The organism is uncultured Thiodictyon sp. (assembly GCF_903946935.1).
In the GTDB taxonomy this organism is placed as follows: domain Bacteria; phylum Pseudomonadota; class Gammaproteobacteria; order Chromatiales; family Chromatiaceae; genus Thiodictyon.
Genome location: NZ_CAJAXH010000220.1, coordinates 14,814 through 30,516 on the forward strand (window position 1 = coordinate 14,814; position 15,703 = coordinate 30,516).

The 15,703-nt window shown below is 66.0% G+C and carries 19 protein-coding genes; 12 read left to right on the top strand and 7 right to left on the bottom strand.

Going from position 1 to position 15,703, the window contains the following annotated elements:
* Positions 1 to 36: 36 nt before the first annotated feature.
* From QZX93_RS19215 to QZX93_RS19265, 11 genes are all read left to right on the top strand, one after another.
* Positions 37 to 525, top strand: a complete 489-nt coding sequence (locus QZX93_RS19215) for an OmpH family outer membrane protein (RefSeq protein ID WP_295390836.1) — start codon at positions 37 to 39, stop codon at positions 523 to 525.
* Positions 522 to 1,604, top strand: coding sequence for a UDP-3-O-(3-hydroxymyristoyl)glucosamine N-acyltransferase (gene lpxD / locus QZX93_RS19220; protein WP_295390816.1), 1,083 nt, complete (start codon positions 522 to 524; stop codon positions 1,602 to 1,604). Before QZX93_RS19215 ends, lpxD begins: the two co-directional genes overlap by 4 nt.
* Before the next feature lie 71 nt (positions 1,605 to 1,675).
* Positions 1,676 to 2,116, top strand: coding sequence for a 3-hydroxyacyl-ACP dehydratase FabZ (gene fabZ, locus QZX93_RS19225; protein ID WP_295390834.1), 441 nt, complete (start codon positions 1,676 to 1,678; stop codon positions 2,114 to 2,116).
* Positions 2,113 to 2,883: an acyl-ACP--UDP-N-acetylglucosamine O-acyltransferase gene (gene lpxA, locus QZX93_RS19230; RefSeq protein WP_295390814.1), complete on the top strand. Its 771-nt coding sequence runs from the start codon at positions 2,113 to 2,115 to the stop codon at positions 2,881 to 2,883. Before fabZ ends, lpxA begins: the two co-directional genes overlap by 4 nt.
* Positions 2,883 to 4,079, top strand: a complete 1,197-nt coding sequence (gene lpxB / locus QZX93_RS19235; protein WP_295390812.1) for a lipid-A-disaccharide synthase — start codon at positions 2,883 to 2,885, stop codon at positions 4,077 to 4,079. Before lpxA ends, lpxB begins: the two co-directional genes overlap by 1 nt.
* 298 nt (positions 4,080 to 4,377) lie before the next feature.
* Positions 4,378 to 5,196, top strand: a complete 819-nt coding sequence (gene xthA, locus QZX93_RS19240; RefSeq protein ID WP_295390810.1) for an exodeoxyribonuclease III — start codon at positions 4,378 to 4,380, stop codon at positions 5,194 to 5,196.
* Positions 5,197 to 5,253: 57 nt separating this feature from the next.
* On the top strand, positions 5,254 to 5,499 hold the full coding sequence (gene vapB / locus QZX93_RS19245; RefSeq protein ID WP_295390809.1) for an antitoxin: 246 nt from the start codon (positions 5,254 to 5,256) through the stop codon (positions 5,497 to 5,499).
* Positions 5,483 to 5,899 (top strand): PIN domain-containing protein, encoded by a 417-nt coding sequence (locus QZX93_RS19250; protein ID WP_295390807.1) that lies wholly within the window; start codon positions 5,483 to 5,485, stop codon positions 5,897 to 5,899. The genes vapB and QZX93_RS19250 overlap by 17 nt, the downstream gene beginning before the upstream one ends.
* Positions 5,900 to 5,930: 31 nt before the next feature.
* Positions 5,931 to 6,776 (top strand): glutamate racemase, encoded by an 846-nt coding sequence (gene murI, locus QZX93_RS19255; protein ID WP_295390805.1) that lies wholly within the window; start codon positions 5,931 to 5,933, stop codon positions 6,774 to 6,776.
* A gap of 54 nt (positions 6,777 to 6,830) precedes the next feature.
* Positions 6,831 to 7,424 carry a hypothetical protein gene (locus tag QZX93_RS19260; RefSeq protein WP_295390803.1) on the top strand — a complete coding sequence of 198 codons (594 nt, stop codon included), beginning with the start codon at positions 6,831 to 6,833 and terminating at the stop codon, positions 7,422 to 7,424.
* Complete coding sequence (locus QZX93_RS19265; protein WP_295390801.1) at positions 7,415 to 7,633, top strand: hypothetical protein; 219 nt, start codon at positions 7,415 to 7,417, stop codon at positions 7,631 to 7,633. The genes QZX93_RS19260 and QZX93_RS19265 overlap by 10 nt, the downstream gene beginning before the upstream one ends.
* A gap of 231 nt (positions 7,634 to 7,864) precedes the next feature.
* On the opposite strand, the gene QZX93_RS19270 is transcribed toward QZX93_RS19265, so the two are convergent.
* From QZX93_RS19270 to fur, 4 genes are all read right to left on the bottom strand, one after another.
* Positions 7,865 to 9,346, bottom strand: coding sequence for an SUMF1/EgtB/PvdO family nonheme iron enzyme (locus QZX93_RS19270; protein WP_295390800.1), 1,482 nt, complete (start codon positions 9,344 to 9,346; stop codon positions 7,865 to 7,867).
* Entirely contained in the window at positions 9,310 to 10,515 is a 1,206-nt protein-coding gene (locus QZX93_RS19275; RefSeq protein WP_295390798.1) for a hypothetical protein, read from the bottom strand. Before QZX93_RS19275 ends, QZX93_RS19270 begins: the two co-directional genes overlap by 37 nt.
* Complete coding sequence (locus tag QZX93_RS19280) at positions 10,512 to 11,330, bottom strand: hypothetical protein (protein WP_295390797.1); 819 nt, start codon at positions 11,328 to 11,330, stop codon at positions 10,512 to 10,514. Before QZX93_RS19280 ends, QZX93_RS19275 begins: the two co-directional genes overlap by 4 nt.
* 138 nt (positions 11,331 to 11,468) lie before the next feature.
* Positions 11,469 to 11,882 (bottom strand): ferric iron uptake transcriptional regulator, encoded by a 414-nt coding sequence (gene fur, locus QZX93_RS19285; RefSeq protein ID WP_295390795.1) that lies wholly within the window; start codon positions 11,880 to 11,882, stop codon positions 11,469 to 11,471.
* A gap of 141 nt (positions 11,883 to 12,023) precedes the next feature.
* Between fur and QZX93_RS19290 the strand changes: the two genes are divergently transcribed.
* Positions 12,024 to 12,488, top strand: a complete 465-nt coding sequence (locus tag QZX93_RS19290; protein ID WP_295390793.1) for an outer membrane protein assembly factor BamE — start codon at positions 12,024 to 12,026, stop codon at positions 12,486 to 12,488.
* A 262-nt stretch (positions 12,489 to 12,750) separates the two neighbouring features.
* Here QZX93_RS19290 and QZX93_RS19295 read toward each other — a convergent pair whose 3' ends face one another.
* The 3 genes from QZX93_RS19295 to folP form a co-directional block, all read right to left on the bottom strand.
* A complete protein-coding gene (locus QZX93_RS19295; RefSeq protein ID WP_295390791.1) occupies positions 12,751 to 13,185 on the bottom strand; it encodes a type II toxin-antitoxin system RatA family toxin in 435 nt (144 codons plus the stop codon).
* Positions 13,186 to 13,188: 3 nt separating this feature from the next.
* Positions 13,189 to 14,535 carry a phosphoglucosamine mutase gene (glmM, locus tag QZX93_RS19300; RefSeq protein WP_295390789.1) on the bottom strand — a complete coding sequence of 449 codons (1,347 nt, stop codon included), beginning with the start codon at positions 14,533 to 14,535 and terminating at the stop codon, positions 13,189 to 13,191.
* 190 nt (positions 14,536 to 14,725) lie between these two features.
* Positions 14,726 to 15,694 carry a dihydropteroate synthase gene (folP, locus tag QZX93_RS19305; protein ID WP_295390788.1) on the bottom strand — a complete coding sequence of 323 codons (969 nt, stop codon included), beginning with the start codon at positions 15,692 to 15,694 and terminating at the stop codon, positions 14,726 to 14,728.
* Positions 15,695 to 15,703 lie beyond the last annotated feature (9 nt).

A 15,703-nucleotide genomic window follows, 5' to 3' on the forward strand; every position in this document is an offset into this window, starting at 1 on the left:
GGAAACCGCAACGTGAACCCAACCCTTGTCGGCTTTGTGGCGCTGGCACTCCTGCTGGCGCCGGGTGCCCGTGCGACCGATTACAAGATCGGCGTGGTCGATCCCAATCGCGTGGTCGAGCGCTCTCCGCAATACGCCGCCGCTGGCAAGGCGTTGCAGGTCGAGGTGGAAGAGCGCGAACGCAATCTGCGTCAGCAGCAGGAGCAGATCACGGTCTTGCAGGGTAAGCTGGAGCGCGATTCGGCATTGATGAGCGAGAGTGAGATGCAACTGCTGCAGAACGACATCCGCAGTCGTACCCGCAAACTCAAATATGCCCAGGATGAGTTTCAAGAGGACTTTGCCCTGCGCCAGAACGAACTGAGGACCAAGCTGGGGAAACAGGTCCGCGAGGTGGTGATTGAACTGGCCAAGGAGCTCGGGATCGATCTCGTGATTTCCGATGGGCTGGTCTATTACAACCCGCGGATCGATATCTCGGACCTGGTGATCGAGCGACTGAAGCGCAATTCGGCAACCAAATGAACGATAACAGTAGCGGCGATGGCGTGACGGCGGCGGGTCTGGACCTGGAGCGACTCGCGGGTCTGCTGGGTGAGCCCTTTCGCGGCGATCCGCGCACCCGGGTGGTGCGCGTCGCCGATCTGCTGAACGCCGAGGCCGATTGTCTCAGCTTCCTGGGCGATCGGAAATACCGTGGCGCACTCGCCCACACGCGTGCGGGCGTGGTGATCCTGAGTGAGCCGGATGCGGCGGCGGCCACGGCTCCCGTGGTGATCAGTCGCAACCCCTATTTGAGCTTTGCGCGGGCGGCCCGCCTGCTCTACCCGTCCCCGGCGGTGGTCGGCGGTATCCATCCCGCGGCCGTCGTCGCCCCGGACGCGGTCATCGACCCCAGTGCCTGGATCGGTCCCACCGCGGTCGTGGAGGCCGGGGCCCAGATCGGGCCGCGCGTCTTTGTTGGCCCGGGGTCGATCGTCGGCGAAGGGGTGAGCATCGGCGAGGACAGCCGCCTGGTGGCGCGGGTGACCCTGTGTCGCGGGACGCGGGTCGGCAAGCGGGCGCTACTGCACCCAGGTGCGGTGATCGGTCGCTCCGGTTTCGGCTTCGCGAAGGATGGCGAGCGGTGGGTGCGTATCCCGCAGGTCGGCCGTGCGGTCCTGGGTGACGATGTGGAGATTGGCGCCAACACGACTGTGGACCGCGGTGCGATCGGTGACACCGTCATCCATGATGGGGTCAAGTTGGACAACCATATCCAGATTGGGCACAACGTGGAGGTGGGCGAACATACCGCCATGGCCGCGATGACCGGGATCTCCGGCTCCACGCGGATCGGGCGCAACTGCACCATCGCGGGGGCCGTGGGCATGGCCGGACACCTGACGATCGGCGATCAGGTCCATTTCACCGGTCAGGCGATGGTGACCCGCTCCTTTGCGGCGGCCGGGTCCTATAGCAGCGGAATACCAGCCATGCCCAGTGCGGAATGGCGACGGAACGTGGCGCGGTTTCGCCAGCTCGATGAGCTGACGCGTCGACTCAAGCAACTCGAAGCGCGCGTCGCACAGTCTAGTGCCGCGCCTGGGCAGGAGGATAACTGATGCAGGCATCTGAGCCAAAGCAGGTAGACGGGGCGCCGCTCACCGAGCGCGTCGCCGCGGACGTCATTACGATGGACATTCACAAGGTGTTGAGCCTGTTGCCGCACCGTTACCCCTTTCTATTGGTCGATCGGGTGCTCGAATTCAAGCGCGACGAGCGCCTGGTCGCGCTCAAGAATGTCAGCTTCAACGAGCCCTATTTCGCCGGCCATTTTCCGATCCGCCCGGTGATGCCAGGCGTGCTGATCGTCGAGGCCATGGCCCAGGCGACCGGACTGCTGGCCATGGCCTCGCGCCCCGAGGAAGTGGGTGAGAAGGCACTCTATTATTTCGTCGGCATCGATAAGGCCCGTTTCAAGCGCCCGGTCGAACCCGGCGACCAGTTGATCCTGTCGGTGGACCTGTTGGCGGTGCGCCGCGGCATTTGGAAATTCAACGGCGAGGCACGGGTGGACGACCGCCTGGTGGCCAGCGCCGAGATCATGTGTACCGCCCGGGACTTCATCGCTTGATTCACCCGTCTGCCGTCATCGACCCGGGCGCCCTGCTCGATGTGGGGGTGGAGATCGGCCCCTTCACGGTGATCGGCGCCGGGGTCGAGATCGGCGGCGGTACGCACATCGGTCCCCATGTGGTGATCCGCGGTCCCACCCGTATCGGCCGGGACAACCGCATCTTCCAGTTCGCCTCGGTGGGCGAGGACCCCCAGGATATGAAATACCATGGCGAGGAGACTCGCCTGGAGATCGGCGACCGCAATCAGATTCGCGAATGCGCCACGCTGCACCGCGGGACCATTCAAGATCAGGGGGTCACCCGGATCGGCAATGACAACCTGTTTATGGCCTATACCCATGTCGCCCACGATTGTCGCATCGGCGATCATGTGATCATGGCCAATGCCGCCTCTCTGGGTGGGCATGTGCAGATTCAGGACTGGGCCATCCTCGGCGGCTTCACCATCGTCCATCAGTTTTGCCGCATCGGCGCCCATAGCTTTTGTGCCATGGGCACGGCGGTGAGCAAGGACCTGCCGCCCTATGTGATGGTCGGCGGTCAGCCCGCCGCGCCCCATGGGATCAATAGCGAGGGGCTGCGCCGCCGCGGCTTCAGTCCCGCCGCCATCGCCGCCATCAAGCGGGCCTACCGAGCGCTCTATCTGGGCGGACTCAAATTGGAGGATGCCCTGGAGCGCATCCGCGGCCTGGTGGCTGAGGCCCCGGAGGTTGCGGCCTTGGTGGACTTTGTGGCCGAGCGTAGCCGTAGCATCGTGCGGTGATGCAGGCGTCCGAGCTGCGCGTCGGCATCGTCGCCAACGAGGCGTCCGGCGATCTGCTGGGCGGTGCCATCGTCTCTGAGCTCGCCCGACTGGTCCCTGGGTTGAGCTGCGTCGGGGTGGCCGGGCCCTGTATGCTGGCCGCCGGTTGCGCGACCCGGTTCCCGCTGGAGCGCCTCTCAGTCATGGGGCTCGCCGAGGTGCTCGGTCATCTGCCTGAGTTGCTGCGGATGCGCCGGGAACTCACGGCTTATTTCATCAAAGAGCGACCGGATGTCTTCATCGGAGTGGACGCGCCCGATTTCAATCTGGGCCTGGAGCGGCGCCTGCGCGCGGCCGGGATCCCGACGGTCCATATGGTGAGTCCCACCGTCTGGGCCTGGCGCCCGGGCCGGGTCAAGGGGATTCGGCGCGCGGTGGACCTGCTGCTGTGCGTCTTTCCGTTCGAGGAGGCCTTTCTGCGCCGCCACGGCGTGCCGGCGCGCTACGTCGGCCATCCGCTGGCCGATCAGATCCCCCTGGAGGTCGATCGGTCGGCCGCCCGCGCGTCCCTGGGTCTGCCGCTGTCCGGCACCCTGATCGCCTTGCTGCCCGGCAGTCGTCGCGGCGAGTTGCAGCGTCTGGCCGAGCCCTTCATCCAGACCGCGCAGCGCTGTCTGGCGGCGCGGCCGGGACTGCGCTTTGTCGTACCCCTGGTCAACCCCCGGTTACACGCCTATTTTGCCGCGCAGTTGCAGCGCCTGGCGCCGGACCTGCCGGTCACCCTGGTCGCCGGGCGGGGTCGCGAGGTCATCGCGGCAGCGGATTGTGTCCTCACCGCCTCGGGCACCGCGACCCTGGAGACCCTGCTGCTCAAGCGCCCGATGGTGGTCGGCTACCGCGTCCATCCCTTGACTTATCACGTGGTCAAGGGCTTGCGACTGGTGAAGGTCCAATATGCCGCGATGGCCAACCTGCTCGCGGGACGCGAACTGGCGCCGGAATTTATCCAGGATCGCTGCCGTGCCGAGCTGTTGGCCCCGGCCGTCCTGGCCTTGCTGGATGACCAGGCGCGGGTCGCCGAGATCACGGCTGAATACGCCCGCATCCATGCCGGGATGCGGCACAACGCCGCCCGCGCGGCGGCGTTGGCGGTGCTCGAACTGATCGGCCGCGCGCCTGGCCATAAAGATTTATTGTCTGCAAATGAACGCGAATGAACGCAAATTCATTGCGAAACGGGTTAATGGGTAAGTGAGTCGCCGCGTGACGGCGTTGGTCATCGTTCGGGCCACCGGTCCCAGCGATAGGCCGCCATTTCCCATTCTCTGCGTCTCCGCGTCTCTGCGTGAGACATTATTGACTCACGCAGAGACGCGGAGACGCAGAGAAAGATGAGGATAGCGCCACTAGCCGGAACGATGACCAAGGCCCGGCGTGACTGCGTTCTGTTTTATTTGCGTTCATTCGCGTTCATTTGCGGACAAATTTTTTTCCGGGTGCGGTAGAGGTGCCTAGATGCTCACGATCTGTTCATTCAATATCAATGGCATTCGCGCCCGGCCCCACCAATTGGCCGCGCTGAGGGCGGGGCTCGACCCCGATATCCTGGGTCTCCAGGAGTGTAAGGTGGTCGATGAGGAATTCCCCTTGGAGGCGGTGCAAGGGATCGGTTATCGTGCTCAATTCCATGGCCAGAAGGGGCACTATGGGGTTGCGCTGCTCAGTAAGGCGGAACCGTTGGCGGTCGAGAAGGGATTCCCGACCGATCCGCCGGACGCCCAGCGCCGGGTCATTACCGCGCGCTATGCCTTGCCCGGGAATCATGAGATCACCGTCATCAATGGCTATTTCCCCCAGGGGGAGGGTCGCGACCATCCGGTGAAATTTCCGGCCAAGGCGCGTTTCTATCGGGACCTGGCGGCCTATCTGCGGGAGCGCTTCAGTCCCGACCAGAATCTCGTGCTGATGGGTGACATGAATGTCGCGCCCCAGGACCTGGACATCGGCATCGGGGCGGATAACGCGAAACGCTGGCTACGCACCGGTAAGTGCAGCTTCCTGCCGGAGGAGCGGGAATGGCTGAAGGTCATTACCGACTGGGGCCTGGATGACGCCTATCGGGTCTTGCATCCGGCGGTCGATGACCGCTTCAGTTGGTTCGATTATCGCTCCAAGGGCTTTGACCAGGAGCCCCGGCGGGGTCTGCGTATCGATCTGATGCTGGTCAGCGCCCCGCTCAAGCAACGCCTGCGCGATGCCGGTATCGACTATGAGTTACGCGCCATGGAACGGCCCTCGGACCACTGTCCGGTGTGGGCGCGCTTCGATTTTTGAGCGGGATCGGTTGCGCTGGAATATACTTCCGATCTATATCGCCCGGGAGGCCTTCCAGTGCAAAAAACCGCAAAACTCTTCCTCAACGGCCGCAGTCAGGCGGTGCGGTTGCCCGCGGAGTTCCGTTTCGAGGGCAAAGAGGTCTACATCGAGCGCTCGGGCGACACCGTCATACTTCGCCCGAAGCTCGCGGGATGGGACGATTTTTTTGCCGGCCCGAGCGCGACACCGGATGATTTCCTCGCCGACCGTGGCGATATACCGCCCCAGGATCGGGACTTTTTCCATGATCTGGATGCTTGATACCAATACCAGCAGTTTCGTGATCCGCCGCCGACCGCCCAGCGTGAAGGAGCGATTTGATGCAGTGGGTCATGGGCATATCGCTATTTCGGTCGTCGTGCTGGCCGAACTCTTGTTTGGTGCCGAACTCCACCCGACCCGGGGTGCCGCGATTCGTCACGACATCGACGATTTCAGTCGTCGTCTACAGGTGCTCCCATGGACCGCGGAAGCGGCGGCTGCGTATGCCCGTATCCGCGCGGTGCTACAAGGTCAGGGGACGCCCATCGGCAATATGGATATGCTGATTGCGGCCCATGCACTGTCCGCGAATGCGGTGCTGGTTACGAACAACACCCGTGAGTTTAAGAGGGTGTCCGGGCTGCGGCTCGAGGACTGGGTGTCTTCGCCCACCGCCTGACGCTGGTGTAAGCGGTGGCGAATTCAAGGCTATGACCCCTCATCATCCCATCGGAGTATTCGACTCCGGCGTCGGCGGACTCACCGTGCTCAAGGAGATCCGCCGGGAATTGCCCGCCGAGGACCTGCTCTATGTGGCCGACTCCGGTCACGCTCCCTATGGCGACAAGTCGCCATTGCAGATCGAGGCGCGGGCCGTGGCGCTCACCGAATTCCTGATCGGGCAGGGTGCCAAGGCCGTGGTGGTGGCCTGCAATACCGCCACGGGGGCCGCGGCCCGGCTCCTGCGCAGCCGCTATCCGGTGCCGATCATCGCCATGGAACCGGCGGTCAAGCCGGCGGTGGCGCTCACCCGCAGCGGGGTGATCGGCGTGCTGGCCACCCGCGCAACCCTGGCCAGCCACAGCTTCGGCGCACTCCTGGCGCGGGTCGGTGCCGCCACCGCCGCGCAGGTCCTGCTCCAGCCCTGTCCCGGTCTGGTCGAGCGGATCGAGGCCGGCGACCTGGACGGTGACTTTACCCGCGCACTGCTGGCGGACTATTTGCGCCCGCTGTTGGCGCGGGGGGCCGACAGCATCGTGCTGGGTTGTACCCATTACCCCTATCTGCGGCCGCTCATCGTCGAGGTGGCGGGCACCGGGGTGGCGGTGCTGGACTCAGGGGCGGCAGTCGCGCGCCAGGTCAGACGCCGCCTGGAGTCCAGCGGCTTGCTGGCCCCCGCGGGATGCCATGGGACTGAACGCTTCTGGACCAGCGCCCACCCGGCGGCCGGTCAGGAGCTGGTCTCGCGCCTATGGCAGACCCGGGTGACACTGGAGCCGCTGCCCGCCGGCTGGCCTGCGGACTCGCTCGCGATCGCTGCCGGTCGCGCAACCTAGCCACCCGCCAGCCCGTCGGACGCTTGCCCGGCGCCCGCAAGCCGCCTAAGATCGGTGCCCTATTCGATCTCGAATCGTTGGATTTCCGATCCTTTCCCGCTCCGGCCCACTGACGGATGGCCACCGCCCGCAGGCGACCAACTGGCACTCATCGACCGTTATTTCGCCCAAGGGATGGAGCGGCTCGCAGAGAACAGGCAACAGGTCGAGCCAGTCTCCGCGCAATTACTCGCCGTACTCGACGACGCGGTGGGCAAGGCCGCGGTCGCCAGCCTGGTGAGGGCATGGGACGGACTCGACACACTGCAACAGGCCTATGCCGATTATCGGCAGCGCAGCGCAGGCATTCCGGCCGGGACGTCGGAATCCAGGCCAGGGATGGTAATCTCTCAGTCGGCACAAGTACTCAGCACACAGCATGATCAAGGCCGGCAGCCTGACGGCGATCACGCCACCGTGGAAGGCAAGAACACCGCGCAACGGGCACTGAGCGCCACCTTTGTGCCATTCTTCACCGCCCTCCTCTCGTTCCCACGCTCCAGCGTGGGAATGCCGTGCGGACGCTCCGCGTCCGGTCCGCTTACTGGACGCGGAGCGCCCGCTCATGGTATCGGTAAGGTCAAGATAAAGGTGAAAAGATGGTTGTAGCTTTTGTGGTTTGCATCCAAAAGGAAAACCTGGGCGATATCCATGTCGGCCGTCTTTATGAAGTGGTGGAGATGAACGCCGGACATGGAATGATGCGCATCATTGATGAATCAGGCGATGATTATCTCTATCCCGAGCGGTGTTTCGAACCGGTGTTTCTCAAGGAGGCGGCCGCACTAAGGCTTAGTCAAGTATTACCGCACAACTAGACGAGCGCAGCGGGCCTTGATCCGCGTTCCGGCCAGTCGCGGCCCGTCTGCAACCGGAGGTCGAGGCTTTAGCCGGTGGCGGTTTCCGGCAGACTCAAGAGCAATCCGTGGCGCCTGCGCGCCGGACCGGCTAAAGCCTCGACCATCAGTGGCCGGAACGATGACCAAGGCCGTTGGCGCTTTTCTGCCGGAATCATGAGGTGTGCGCTTATTCATGGCGGACGCATGCGCCTATAGGGTTCTGGCGGGCCGCAAACCGATGCTGTAAGACCGGTACAGTGGGCTGTTGCGCAAGCGGACGGCCGCGCGCAGCGTATTGGCGGTGTCGAGCCAAGCCCCGCCGCGTGCCACGCGCACTGTGCAGTTGCCGCGTATCCAGGCCGACCCATCGCTCGGGGCGCCTTGGTAGGTGTCGTGCCAGCAATCTTGGGTCCACTCCTGGACATTGCCCAGCATATCCTTGAGGTCGAAGGCATTGGCCGCGAAGCTGCCGATCGGTGCCAGTTTGGCGTGATGGTCGTCGCAGGGCAGGGGCGCATAAGGCTGCCGACCCTCCCGCTTGCCCGTCTGATCAAAGACATTGGCATACCGACAGGCGTTGCCGGGGTCGTCGCCCCAGAACCAGGGCGTTGTGGTCTTGGCCCGCGCGGCATATTCCCACTCCGCTTCGCTCGGCAGCCGATAGGTCTGGCCGGTCTTCTTGCTGAACCAGGCCATATAGTCTTGGGCGTCGTTCCAGTTCACGTCGCCTACCGGCAGGCGACCCGCTTCGTTGGGGTCATGGGTGCAGCCCCCGGCCTTCACGCAGGCATTCCACTGGTCGAAGGTGACCTCGTATTTGCCGATGGCGAAGGGCCGCTCGAAGGTGACGGTATGGACCGGTCCCTCGTCGTCGGAACGCCCCGGCTCAGTCGCCGGGGAGCCCATCTGGAAGGTCCCGGCCGGGATGACGACCATCTCGGGGCAGTCGGGGCAGTCGCGGAAGGTCTCGCCGACCTTGGGTGGTGCGATCGGTTGAACGCGCGCGGCGGCGGGTGTCGGGCCGGCCTCAGCGCTGGTGCCCCAGGCGATCCCGTTGGACTTGAGAAAGCGCTTGAGCGCCGTGGCCGGCACCGCCAGTCCAAAGTTGCCTTCGTTGGCCATGACCAGGCCCACCACGGCCGCCCCCTTCAGTAAGGGGCCGCCGGAGTTGCCCTCGTCCACCCCGCCCGAGAACAGGATGGCCCGGTCCTTCCACGCCACCACGCTGCCTTGGATGGCGGCCCAGGTGCGCAGGCCGGACGGAACCCCCAGGGCGGTCACGGGGTCGCCGGCCTCCAGATCGTCCCCCCCGCCCGGCGCCATCGCCAAGGCCGGTATCCCGGCGGGGAGCCCGGACTCGAGCAGTAGCACAGCGAGGCCCTCGGGGTTGGCGCCCTCCAGTCGGACGACCCGCGCCGCGTGTGCCCGTTGCGGGTGGTCACGGAAATAGAGCCGGGGTGCGGGCTCGCCCTCCACCACATGGGCCGCGGTGGCCACATAGGCGGATTCGCCCTCGATCCGCACCACGAAGCCGCTGCCGGAGCGCGCCTGCCCGCCCGGCGAGGCCTCGATGCGCACCACCGCCGCCGCCTCGTCCGCGGCCCATGGGGTGCCTGGCCAACCCAGCCCCAGGCCCAGACCCAAGAAGGCGGCGATCAGGAATCCTCGGCCGGGGTGCGCAGCGTTTGCCATAGTTTGTAACCCGCCAGTGAGGTGGGGAAGAGCCACCCGGCAATGCTGAACAGGATGCGCAGTGCGGGGTTGTCCCAGAGCCAGTCGAACCAGGTCAGTCGGGCGTCCTGGGGCTGTTCCGGGGTGCCGATCCGGATCCCGGACGCGACGGCGTCCAGGGTGAGCTTCAGACCGGTGCGTCCGCCGTCGCTGGCCAGACTCAGGCGTTTGATCCGCGCCTTCTCGATCGGCCCCAGGCTCACGAAGTCGGTGGCGGACAGGGCTACCGGGGCCTTGTTCGGAAAGTCCGGATAGCTCAGGGTGCCGGGGGCGACGAGGCTGCCTTCGTGCTCGCCGCCCGGTCCCTGCCGGGTGAAGTCCACTGTGGCGATTGGGATCTGCAGGTCGCGCAGCAGGGCGTCCGCGGACCCCACGGGCTCGAGCTGGATCACCAACCCCTGCGCCGAGCCCTTGACCGTGACGATCCGGTTGGAGCTGGCACGCAGCGACAGTGAGTCCGGATAGCCCGGCACCTGCAGGTCAGCGGCCGACGCACCGGCGAGGTCTTCGGTCAGCTGCAGGTAGTCGGCATCGAGCTGAAAGGGACCCGGGAACGTCAGATGGACCCGCGCCGGGTCCGCCGCCAGGTTGGTCGCCGCGTTCGGGGCCAGGTCCAGGGTCAGCCAGACCTGTTCGGCCTTGGTTCCCGTGGCCAGGTCCATGGCCATCAGGGTCCCGGCCGGGGCGCGTACCGCCTTGATCACGCCGGGGGGTGCGCCGTCCGCCGTGTGCAGGGTGACGGCGGGCGCGAGCCCTTGCGCCTCGGGCACGGGCTGCAACACCGGCCGGCCCGTCAAGGTGAGGGCTCGCCAGGCCCCGCCGTCCAGGACCTCCAGCGAGGTGGATGCCAGGCTCACCCGGGAGGGCCGGTCGATCCGCACCGACCGGACCTGGCCGTGATTGATCAGTTCGGTTGAGCCCTGACCGGACAGGCTGGGCGCGAGCGTGGCCGTAAACCGGTCGACGGTCAGGACCAACTCCACCCGGGTCGGTCGATGGACCAACATCGCCGCCAATACGAGTCCGAGCACCACCACGGTCGGCGCCAGGAGCACGAGGACCCGCCGCCGGATGGGCGGGTGCGGGCTGCGCGGGCGTGGCGTGGGTGGGCGTTGCTTGGCGCGACTCATTGCAGCGCCGGGTCGTGGGTGAACCGGACCTCCTGCAACACGGGTTCATTGGTGGCCAGCGACCAGCCGTCGACCCGCAGCAGGTACTTGCCCGCCGCGAGGGCCGCTACCGGGACCCGACAGGTAAAGGGGCGGCCGGCACCGACCCGCTCGAAGGTCTTGGACCAGAGCGTCCCCGCCACCTCATAGGCGGACAGGGTGCAGGTCAGGCGGGCCGGGAGATTGGTCTTGAAGGTAAACAAATAGTCGGTCACCGTCACCGGGGCATCGTCCCCGGAGAGCACGGCCAGCGCTACGCGCTCCGTCGGGGAGGGCGCGTCGTTCCCCGCCAGTCTCACCACCGCGCCCAGGTCGGCGGGTTGCAGACCGCGGCCGAAGAGCCACCCCAGGACCTCCCGGGTCGGCCAGTGGAAGGCGTTGGCCGCGCCGCTGCGCCAGGGCGTCGGCCCATGGACCTTGTCCATCCAATAATAATGCCGGTAATCGAGCTCCCGCACGGCGATCCGCACGCGCTCGGGCGCGGCGTCCGGCGGTAGGATGAAGCTCAGGCGCATGCGCTCGGGCGGTGCGGCGGTCAGCCCGCCCACCGGTGCGGCGCGTGCCGAGATCAAGGCGATATCGTCGCCGCTCACCGGGCGGGGGCGGATACCCTCGCTGCGGTCGCCGCGGTCCTGGTAGTCATATTGGTCGGCGCTGACCGCCGCCGGTAGGGCCAGGCATAGCAGTAGCGGCGCGAGCCGCGCCAACCGGTTGGGCGGCGCGCGGCGCGGTCCAGACGGCGATGTGCAATCCAAGGACAGTTCTCGATCGGGCATTGGGCGGCTCCAGTCCTGGCGGTGGGCTCGATTCCGGTGGCGCGAACGCACCCGAGGTCTTGTGCTCGGGCGGCGCGATTATAGCAAAGACCCCGCTCGAGGGGTCTGACATCAAGAACCTGCCGATAGCCGCCGTCTTTACTCCTTGGCGCAGCCCGCGCAGACGCCGTAGATCACCAGCGCGTGGTCCTCGATACGGAAACCGTGCTGGGCGGCGATGGCGCGCTGGCGCTCCTCGATCAGTGCGTCGGCGAACTCGACCACTCGATTGCAGCGGATGCAGACGAGGTGGTCATGATGCTCGCCGCGGTTGATCTCAAAGACCGACTGGCCGGTCTCGAAGTGCCGCCGACACACCAAGCCGGCCTCCTCGAACTGGGTCAGCACCCGGTAGACCGTGGCCAGGCCGACGTCCTCGCCATTGATCAGCAGTTCTTTGTAGACATCCTCGGCGCTCAGATGGCGGCGCCGACTGCCCTGCAGTACGCTCAAAACCTTCGCGCGGGGGCGGGTGACCTTGAGCCCGGCCCCTTTGATCTGTTGGTTGTCCATCCTCGCCCTCCGCGGGGGGTGCGTCAGCTTCCCGTCCGGGTTCCATGTTCAGGGGCCGGGGCTGCTGTATGATGGCGGGATTTATCCGCTTTGCCCTATCATAACAAGATGCGAAAGCTTCCCACTCGTTCGACCGCCTGCTTGCTTGGCCTCGCCACGCTGGTCCTGACCGGCTGCGCGGGGAGGCAGCAGGTCGACGATTATCAGAAATCCGTGTTGGAGCGCCTGCCCTTCGTCTACAAGATGACCGTGCAGCAGGGCAACATCGTCACCGCAGAGCAGGTGGCCCAACTGCAGCCGGGCATGAACAAGCGCCAGGTGCGCTACCTGCTCGGCACCCCGCTCTTGACGGATTTTTTCAACAGCGACCGCTGGGATTATGTCTACACCATGCAGCGGCCCCGTAAGCCGAAGGAACGACGAAACCTCACCGTGTTTTTCCAGGACGATGCGGTGGTGCGCTTCGAGGGCGATGCCCTCCAGACCGCCCAGCGGGCGGGGCCCGATCAGGCCAAGGAGACCCTGGTGACGGTGCCCGACTATCGCGAGCGCGGTGGGGTGATCACCCGGGGGCTGGAGGCGGTCGGCCTCAAGAAGGACAAATAGGCATTGGCGGCGAGCGTTTAGCGGCCTGGGTGCGTGCTTGTGGAAAGGGCCGTTGTCACGCCAAGGCGCCAAGCGCGCCAAGGTCTCTTAGCGCGTTATCGGCGTTGGTCCACTCACCCGGTGGGTGAACGGTATAGTGGGGCTACCCTCTTGTATTTCTTGGCGAGCTTGGCGCCTTGGCGTGAGTGATTCCCGGCTTTAGGGTTGGTCGGCCGAGACCGGGACCGCGCGCCCGATCCCGGCGCGCCGTCCCTGACGCGGGTCAGGGGCGATAGACCTCGTCGGCACGCTTGCAGAAGGCATCCACCAGGGTGTTGGCGATCTGGTTGAAAACCGCCCCGAAGGCCTTGTCGATCAAGCGGCCGGAAAACTCAAACTCTAGTTCCAGTTCAACCTTGCAGGCATCTTCCCGCAACGGCGTGAAGCGCCATCCGCCATGGAGCTTGCGAAAGGGGCCGTCAATGAGTGACAGCTCCATACACCGGTCCCGCTCGTAACGGTTGCAGGTGCTGAAGGCCTGATGGATGCCCATGCGTGCGACCTCGATGCGGGCGCAGATCTTCTCCGGGGTCTCCGAGAGCACCTCCGTGCCATGGCACCAGGGCAGAAAGCTTGGGTAGGCGGTGACGTCATAGACCAGATCGAACATGCGTTCTGCCGAGTGGGCCACCAGGGCGCTTTTCTTAACGACGGCCATGGTTCAGAGTGCTCCGGTGCCGAGTTCGGCCCGCACCACGGTCGCCAGCCGTTCGGCCAGGGCCTGGACCTGGGACGGGTCGGCCCCTTCCACCATCACCCGTACCAAGGGCTCGGTACCGGAGGGGCGTAGCAGGACCCGCCCCCGCCCATTCAGTTCCTGCTCGGCCCGGCGCACGGCCTCGACGACGGCCGGCTGGCGCAGGACGTCCCGGCGCTCGGCGAGGCGAATATTGATCAGGACTTGGGGATAGTGCTCCACCTGCCCGCACAAGTCGTCCAGGCTTGCCCTCAGCGTCCGCAGGGCCGCCAGCACTTGCAGGGCGGCCACGATGCCGTCCCCGGTGCTGGTGCGGTCGCGACAGATGATATGGCCCGAGGGCTCGCCGCCCAGGACGCTGTCGGTCCGCTTGAGGTGCTCCATGATGTAGCGGTCGCCCACCTGGGTGCGGGCGAAGCCGATACCGAGCCGCTGCAACGCGTGCTCGAATCCGAGATTGCTCATCAGGGTTCCCACCACGTCACCGCGCAGGGTGCCTGCGGCCTGGCGGGCGCGGGCGATGATGTAGAGCAGGTCATCGCCGTCGACCAAACGGCCGTGTGAATTGACCATCAGCACCCGATCGCCGTCGCCGTCGAAGGCGATCCCAAGATCGGCGCCCGCGTCCACCACCGCCTGGCACAGGGCGGCCGGACTGGTTGAACCCACGTCACGGTTGATGTTGAGCCCGTCGGGCTCGGTGCCCATTGGCACCACCTCCGCCCCCAATTCCTCAAATACATGGGGGGCGGTGTTGTAGGTCGCCCCATTGGCGCAGTCCACCACCAGTTTGAGCCCGCGGAAATTCATTGCCGCGGGGACGGTCGACTTGCAAAACTCGATATAGCGTCCGCCCGCGTCCTCGACCCGCCGGGCCTTGCCCAGGGCCGCGGCGTCCACGGTCGTCAAGGGCCGCCCGAGCTCCGCCTCAATGGCCAATTCAACCGCGTCCGGCAGCTTGTCACCGTCGGCGGAGAAGAACTTGATGCCGTTGTCCTGATAGGGGTTGTGGGAGGCGGTGATGACGATGCCGGCACAGGCCCGGAAGGTGCGGGTGAGATAGGCGACGCCCGGGGTGGACATGGGCCCCAGCAGGCGGATATTGACCCCGGCGGCGACCAGCCCCGCCTCCAGGGCGGACTCGAACATATAGCCCGAGATCCGGGTGTCCTTGCCGATCACCACGGTGCTGCCGTGGCCGTTACCCAGCACGCGACCCGCCGCCCAGCCCAGCTTGAGCACGAAGTCCGGACTGATATTGGGTTCGCCCACCCGGCCGCGGATCCCGTCAGTGCCAAAATATTGTCGCATTGTTGTCCCCATCTGTGTAAGCCGCGGTCTGAGCCCGGCCCTCATCTGTTCCTGCGCCCCGTAAGCGCGGCAAGGCCGCAAGCCGTGGAGCACGCATTTTTTGTGTGAATCCTAGCAGGGACAAGTTGAACGCTTGCTGACTATGCCAGGTTGCTTGGAGTTCATGGGCTGCCGGCGGCCCGTGGCGGGCTCAATCGACCGGTGATGGCCGCGTTACCCTGAAAGTCGCGTCGGGAGCGCGGTCCAATTCTCCCACCCCTATTGGGTGAGGGCAGGGTGGGGGAACGGCCAAGGCGCCCGGCACTGCCATCGTTCGGGGTGGTGTGGGCGCCATGGCCGTTACCGCCTCCCACACCCTCAGTGCGTCGCGGGTCTCGGTCACGTCATGCACCCGCAGGATCGCCGCCCCGCGTGCCACCGCCAGGAGTGCGCCGGCCAGGCTCCCCGCCAGCCTATCTGCGGGGGCGCGGCCGGTCAGTGCCCCGACCATGGACTTGCGCGACAGTCCCACCAGGACCGGCACGCCCAGCTCAGTCAGTACACGCAAGTTGGCGAGCAGGCGCAGATTGTGCTCCAGGGTCTTGCTGAAGCCGAAGCCTGGGTCAATGATCAGTCGCGTGCGGGGGATCCCGGCGCGTACACAGGCATCCAGTCGCTCGGCGAGGAAGGCCCGCACCTGTACCACCACGTCCGTGTAGTCGGGGGCCAGTTGCATGGTCCGGGGCTCCCCGACCATGTGCATCAGGCACACCGGTACCCCGAGTTGGGCGGCGGTGTCCAATGCGCCGGGCGCCCGCAGTGCGCGCACGTCGTTGATCAGCCCGGCCCCGGCGGCCACCGCGGCGCGCATCACCTCCGGCTTGTAGGTATCCACCGAGACGGGTATCGGCAACGCCTGCGCCAGGGCGGTCACCACCGGGATCACCCGTGCCAGTTCCTCATCGAGGCCCACCGGTGTGGCGCCGGGCCGGGTCGACTCACCGCCGACGTCAATGATGTCGGCCCCCGCCGCGACCATGGCCCGGGCCTGCTCCAGGGCCTCCGCAACGCCGTTATAGGCCCCCCCGTCGGAGAATGAATCGGGGGTGACGTTGAGGATGCCCATCACCCGCACCCGCTGGAGGTCGAGCGGTCGACCGCCGCAATCCAGTGCTGACATGCCGCGCGC

What these genes read in the sequence shown, in the direction of transcription:
- lpxD (WP_295390816.1), top strand. Translation starts at nt 522, where the DNA reads ATGAACGATAACAGTAGCGGCGATGGCGTGACGGCGGCGGGTCTGGAC.
- fabZ (WP_295390834.1), top strand. Translation starts at nt 1,676, where the DNA reads ATGGACATTCACAAGGTGTTGAGCCTGTTGCCGCACCGTTACCCCTTT.
- lpxB (WP_295390812.1), top strand. Translation starts at nt 2,883, where the DNA reads ATGCAGGCGTCCGAGCTGCGCGTCGGCATCGTCGCCAACGAGGCGTCC.
- xthA (WP_295390810.1), top strand. Translation starts at nt 4,378, where the DNA reads ATGCTCACGATCTGTTCATTCAATATCAATGGCATTCGCGCCCGGCCC.
- QZX93_RS19250 (WP_295390807.1), top strand. Translation starts at nt 5,483, where the DNA reads ATGATCTGGATGCTTGATACCAATACCAGCAGTTTCGTGATCCGCCGC.
- murI (WP_295390805.1), top strand. Translation starts at nt 5,931, where the DNA reads ATGACCCCTCATCATCCCATCGGAGTATTCGACTCCGGCGTCGGCGGA.
- QZX93_RS19265 (WP_295390801.1), top strand. Translation starts at nt 7,415, where the DNA reads ATGGTTGTAGCTTTTGTGGTTTGCATCCAAAAGGAAAACCTGGGCGAT.
- QZX93_RS19270 (WP_295390800.1), bottom strand. Translation starts at nt 9,346, where the DNA reads ATGGCAAACGCTGCGCACCCCGGCCGAGGATTCCTGATCGCCGCCTTC.
- QZX93_RS19275 (WP_295390798.1), bottom strand. Translation starts at nt 10,515, where the DNA reads ATGAGTCGCGCCAAGCAACGCCCACCCACGCCACGCCCGCGCAGCCCG.
- QZX93_RS19280 (WP_295390797.1), bottom strand. Translation starts at nt 11,330, where the DNA reads ATGCCCGATCGAGAACTGTCCTTGGATTGCACATCGCCGTCTGGACCG.
- fur (WP_295390795.1), bottom strand. Translation starts at nt 11,882, where the DNA reads ATGGACAACCAACAGATCAAAGGGGCCGGGCTCAAGGTCACCCGCCCC.
- QZX93_RS19295 (WP_295390791.1), bottom strand. Translation starts at nt 13,185, where the DNA reads ATGGCCGTCGTTAAGAAAAGCGCCCTGGTGGCCCACTCGGCAGAACGC.
- glmM (WP_295390789.1), bottom strand. Translation starts at nt 14,535, where the DNA reads ATGCGACAATATTTTGGCACTGACGGGATCCGCGGCCGGGTGGGCGAA.
- folP (WP_295390788.1), bottom strand. Translation starts at nt 15,694, where the DNA reads ATGTCAGCACTGGATTGCGGCGGTCGACCGCTCGACCTCCAGCGGGTG.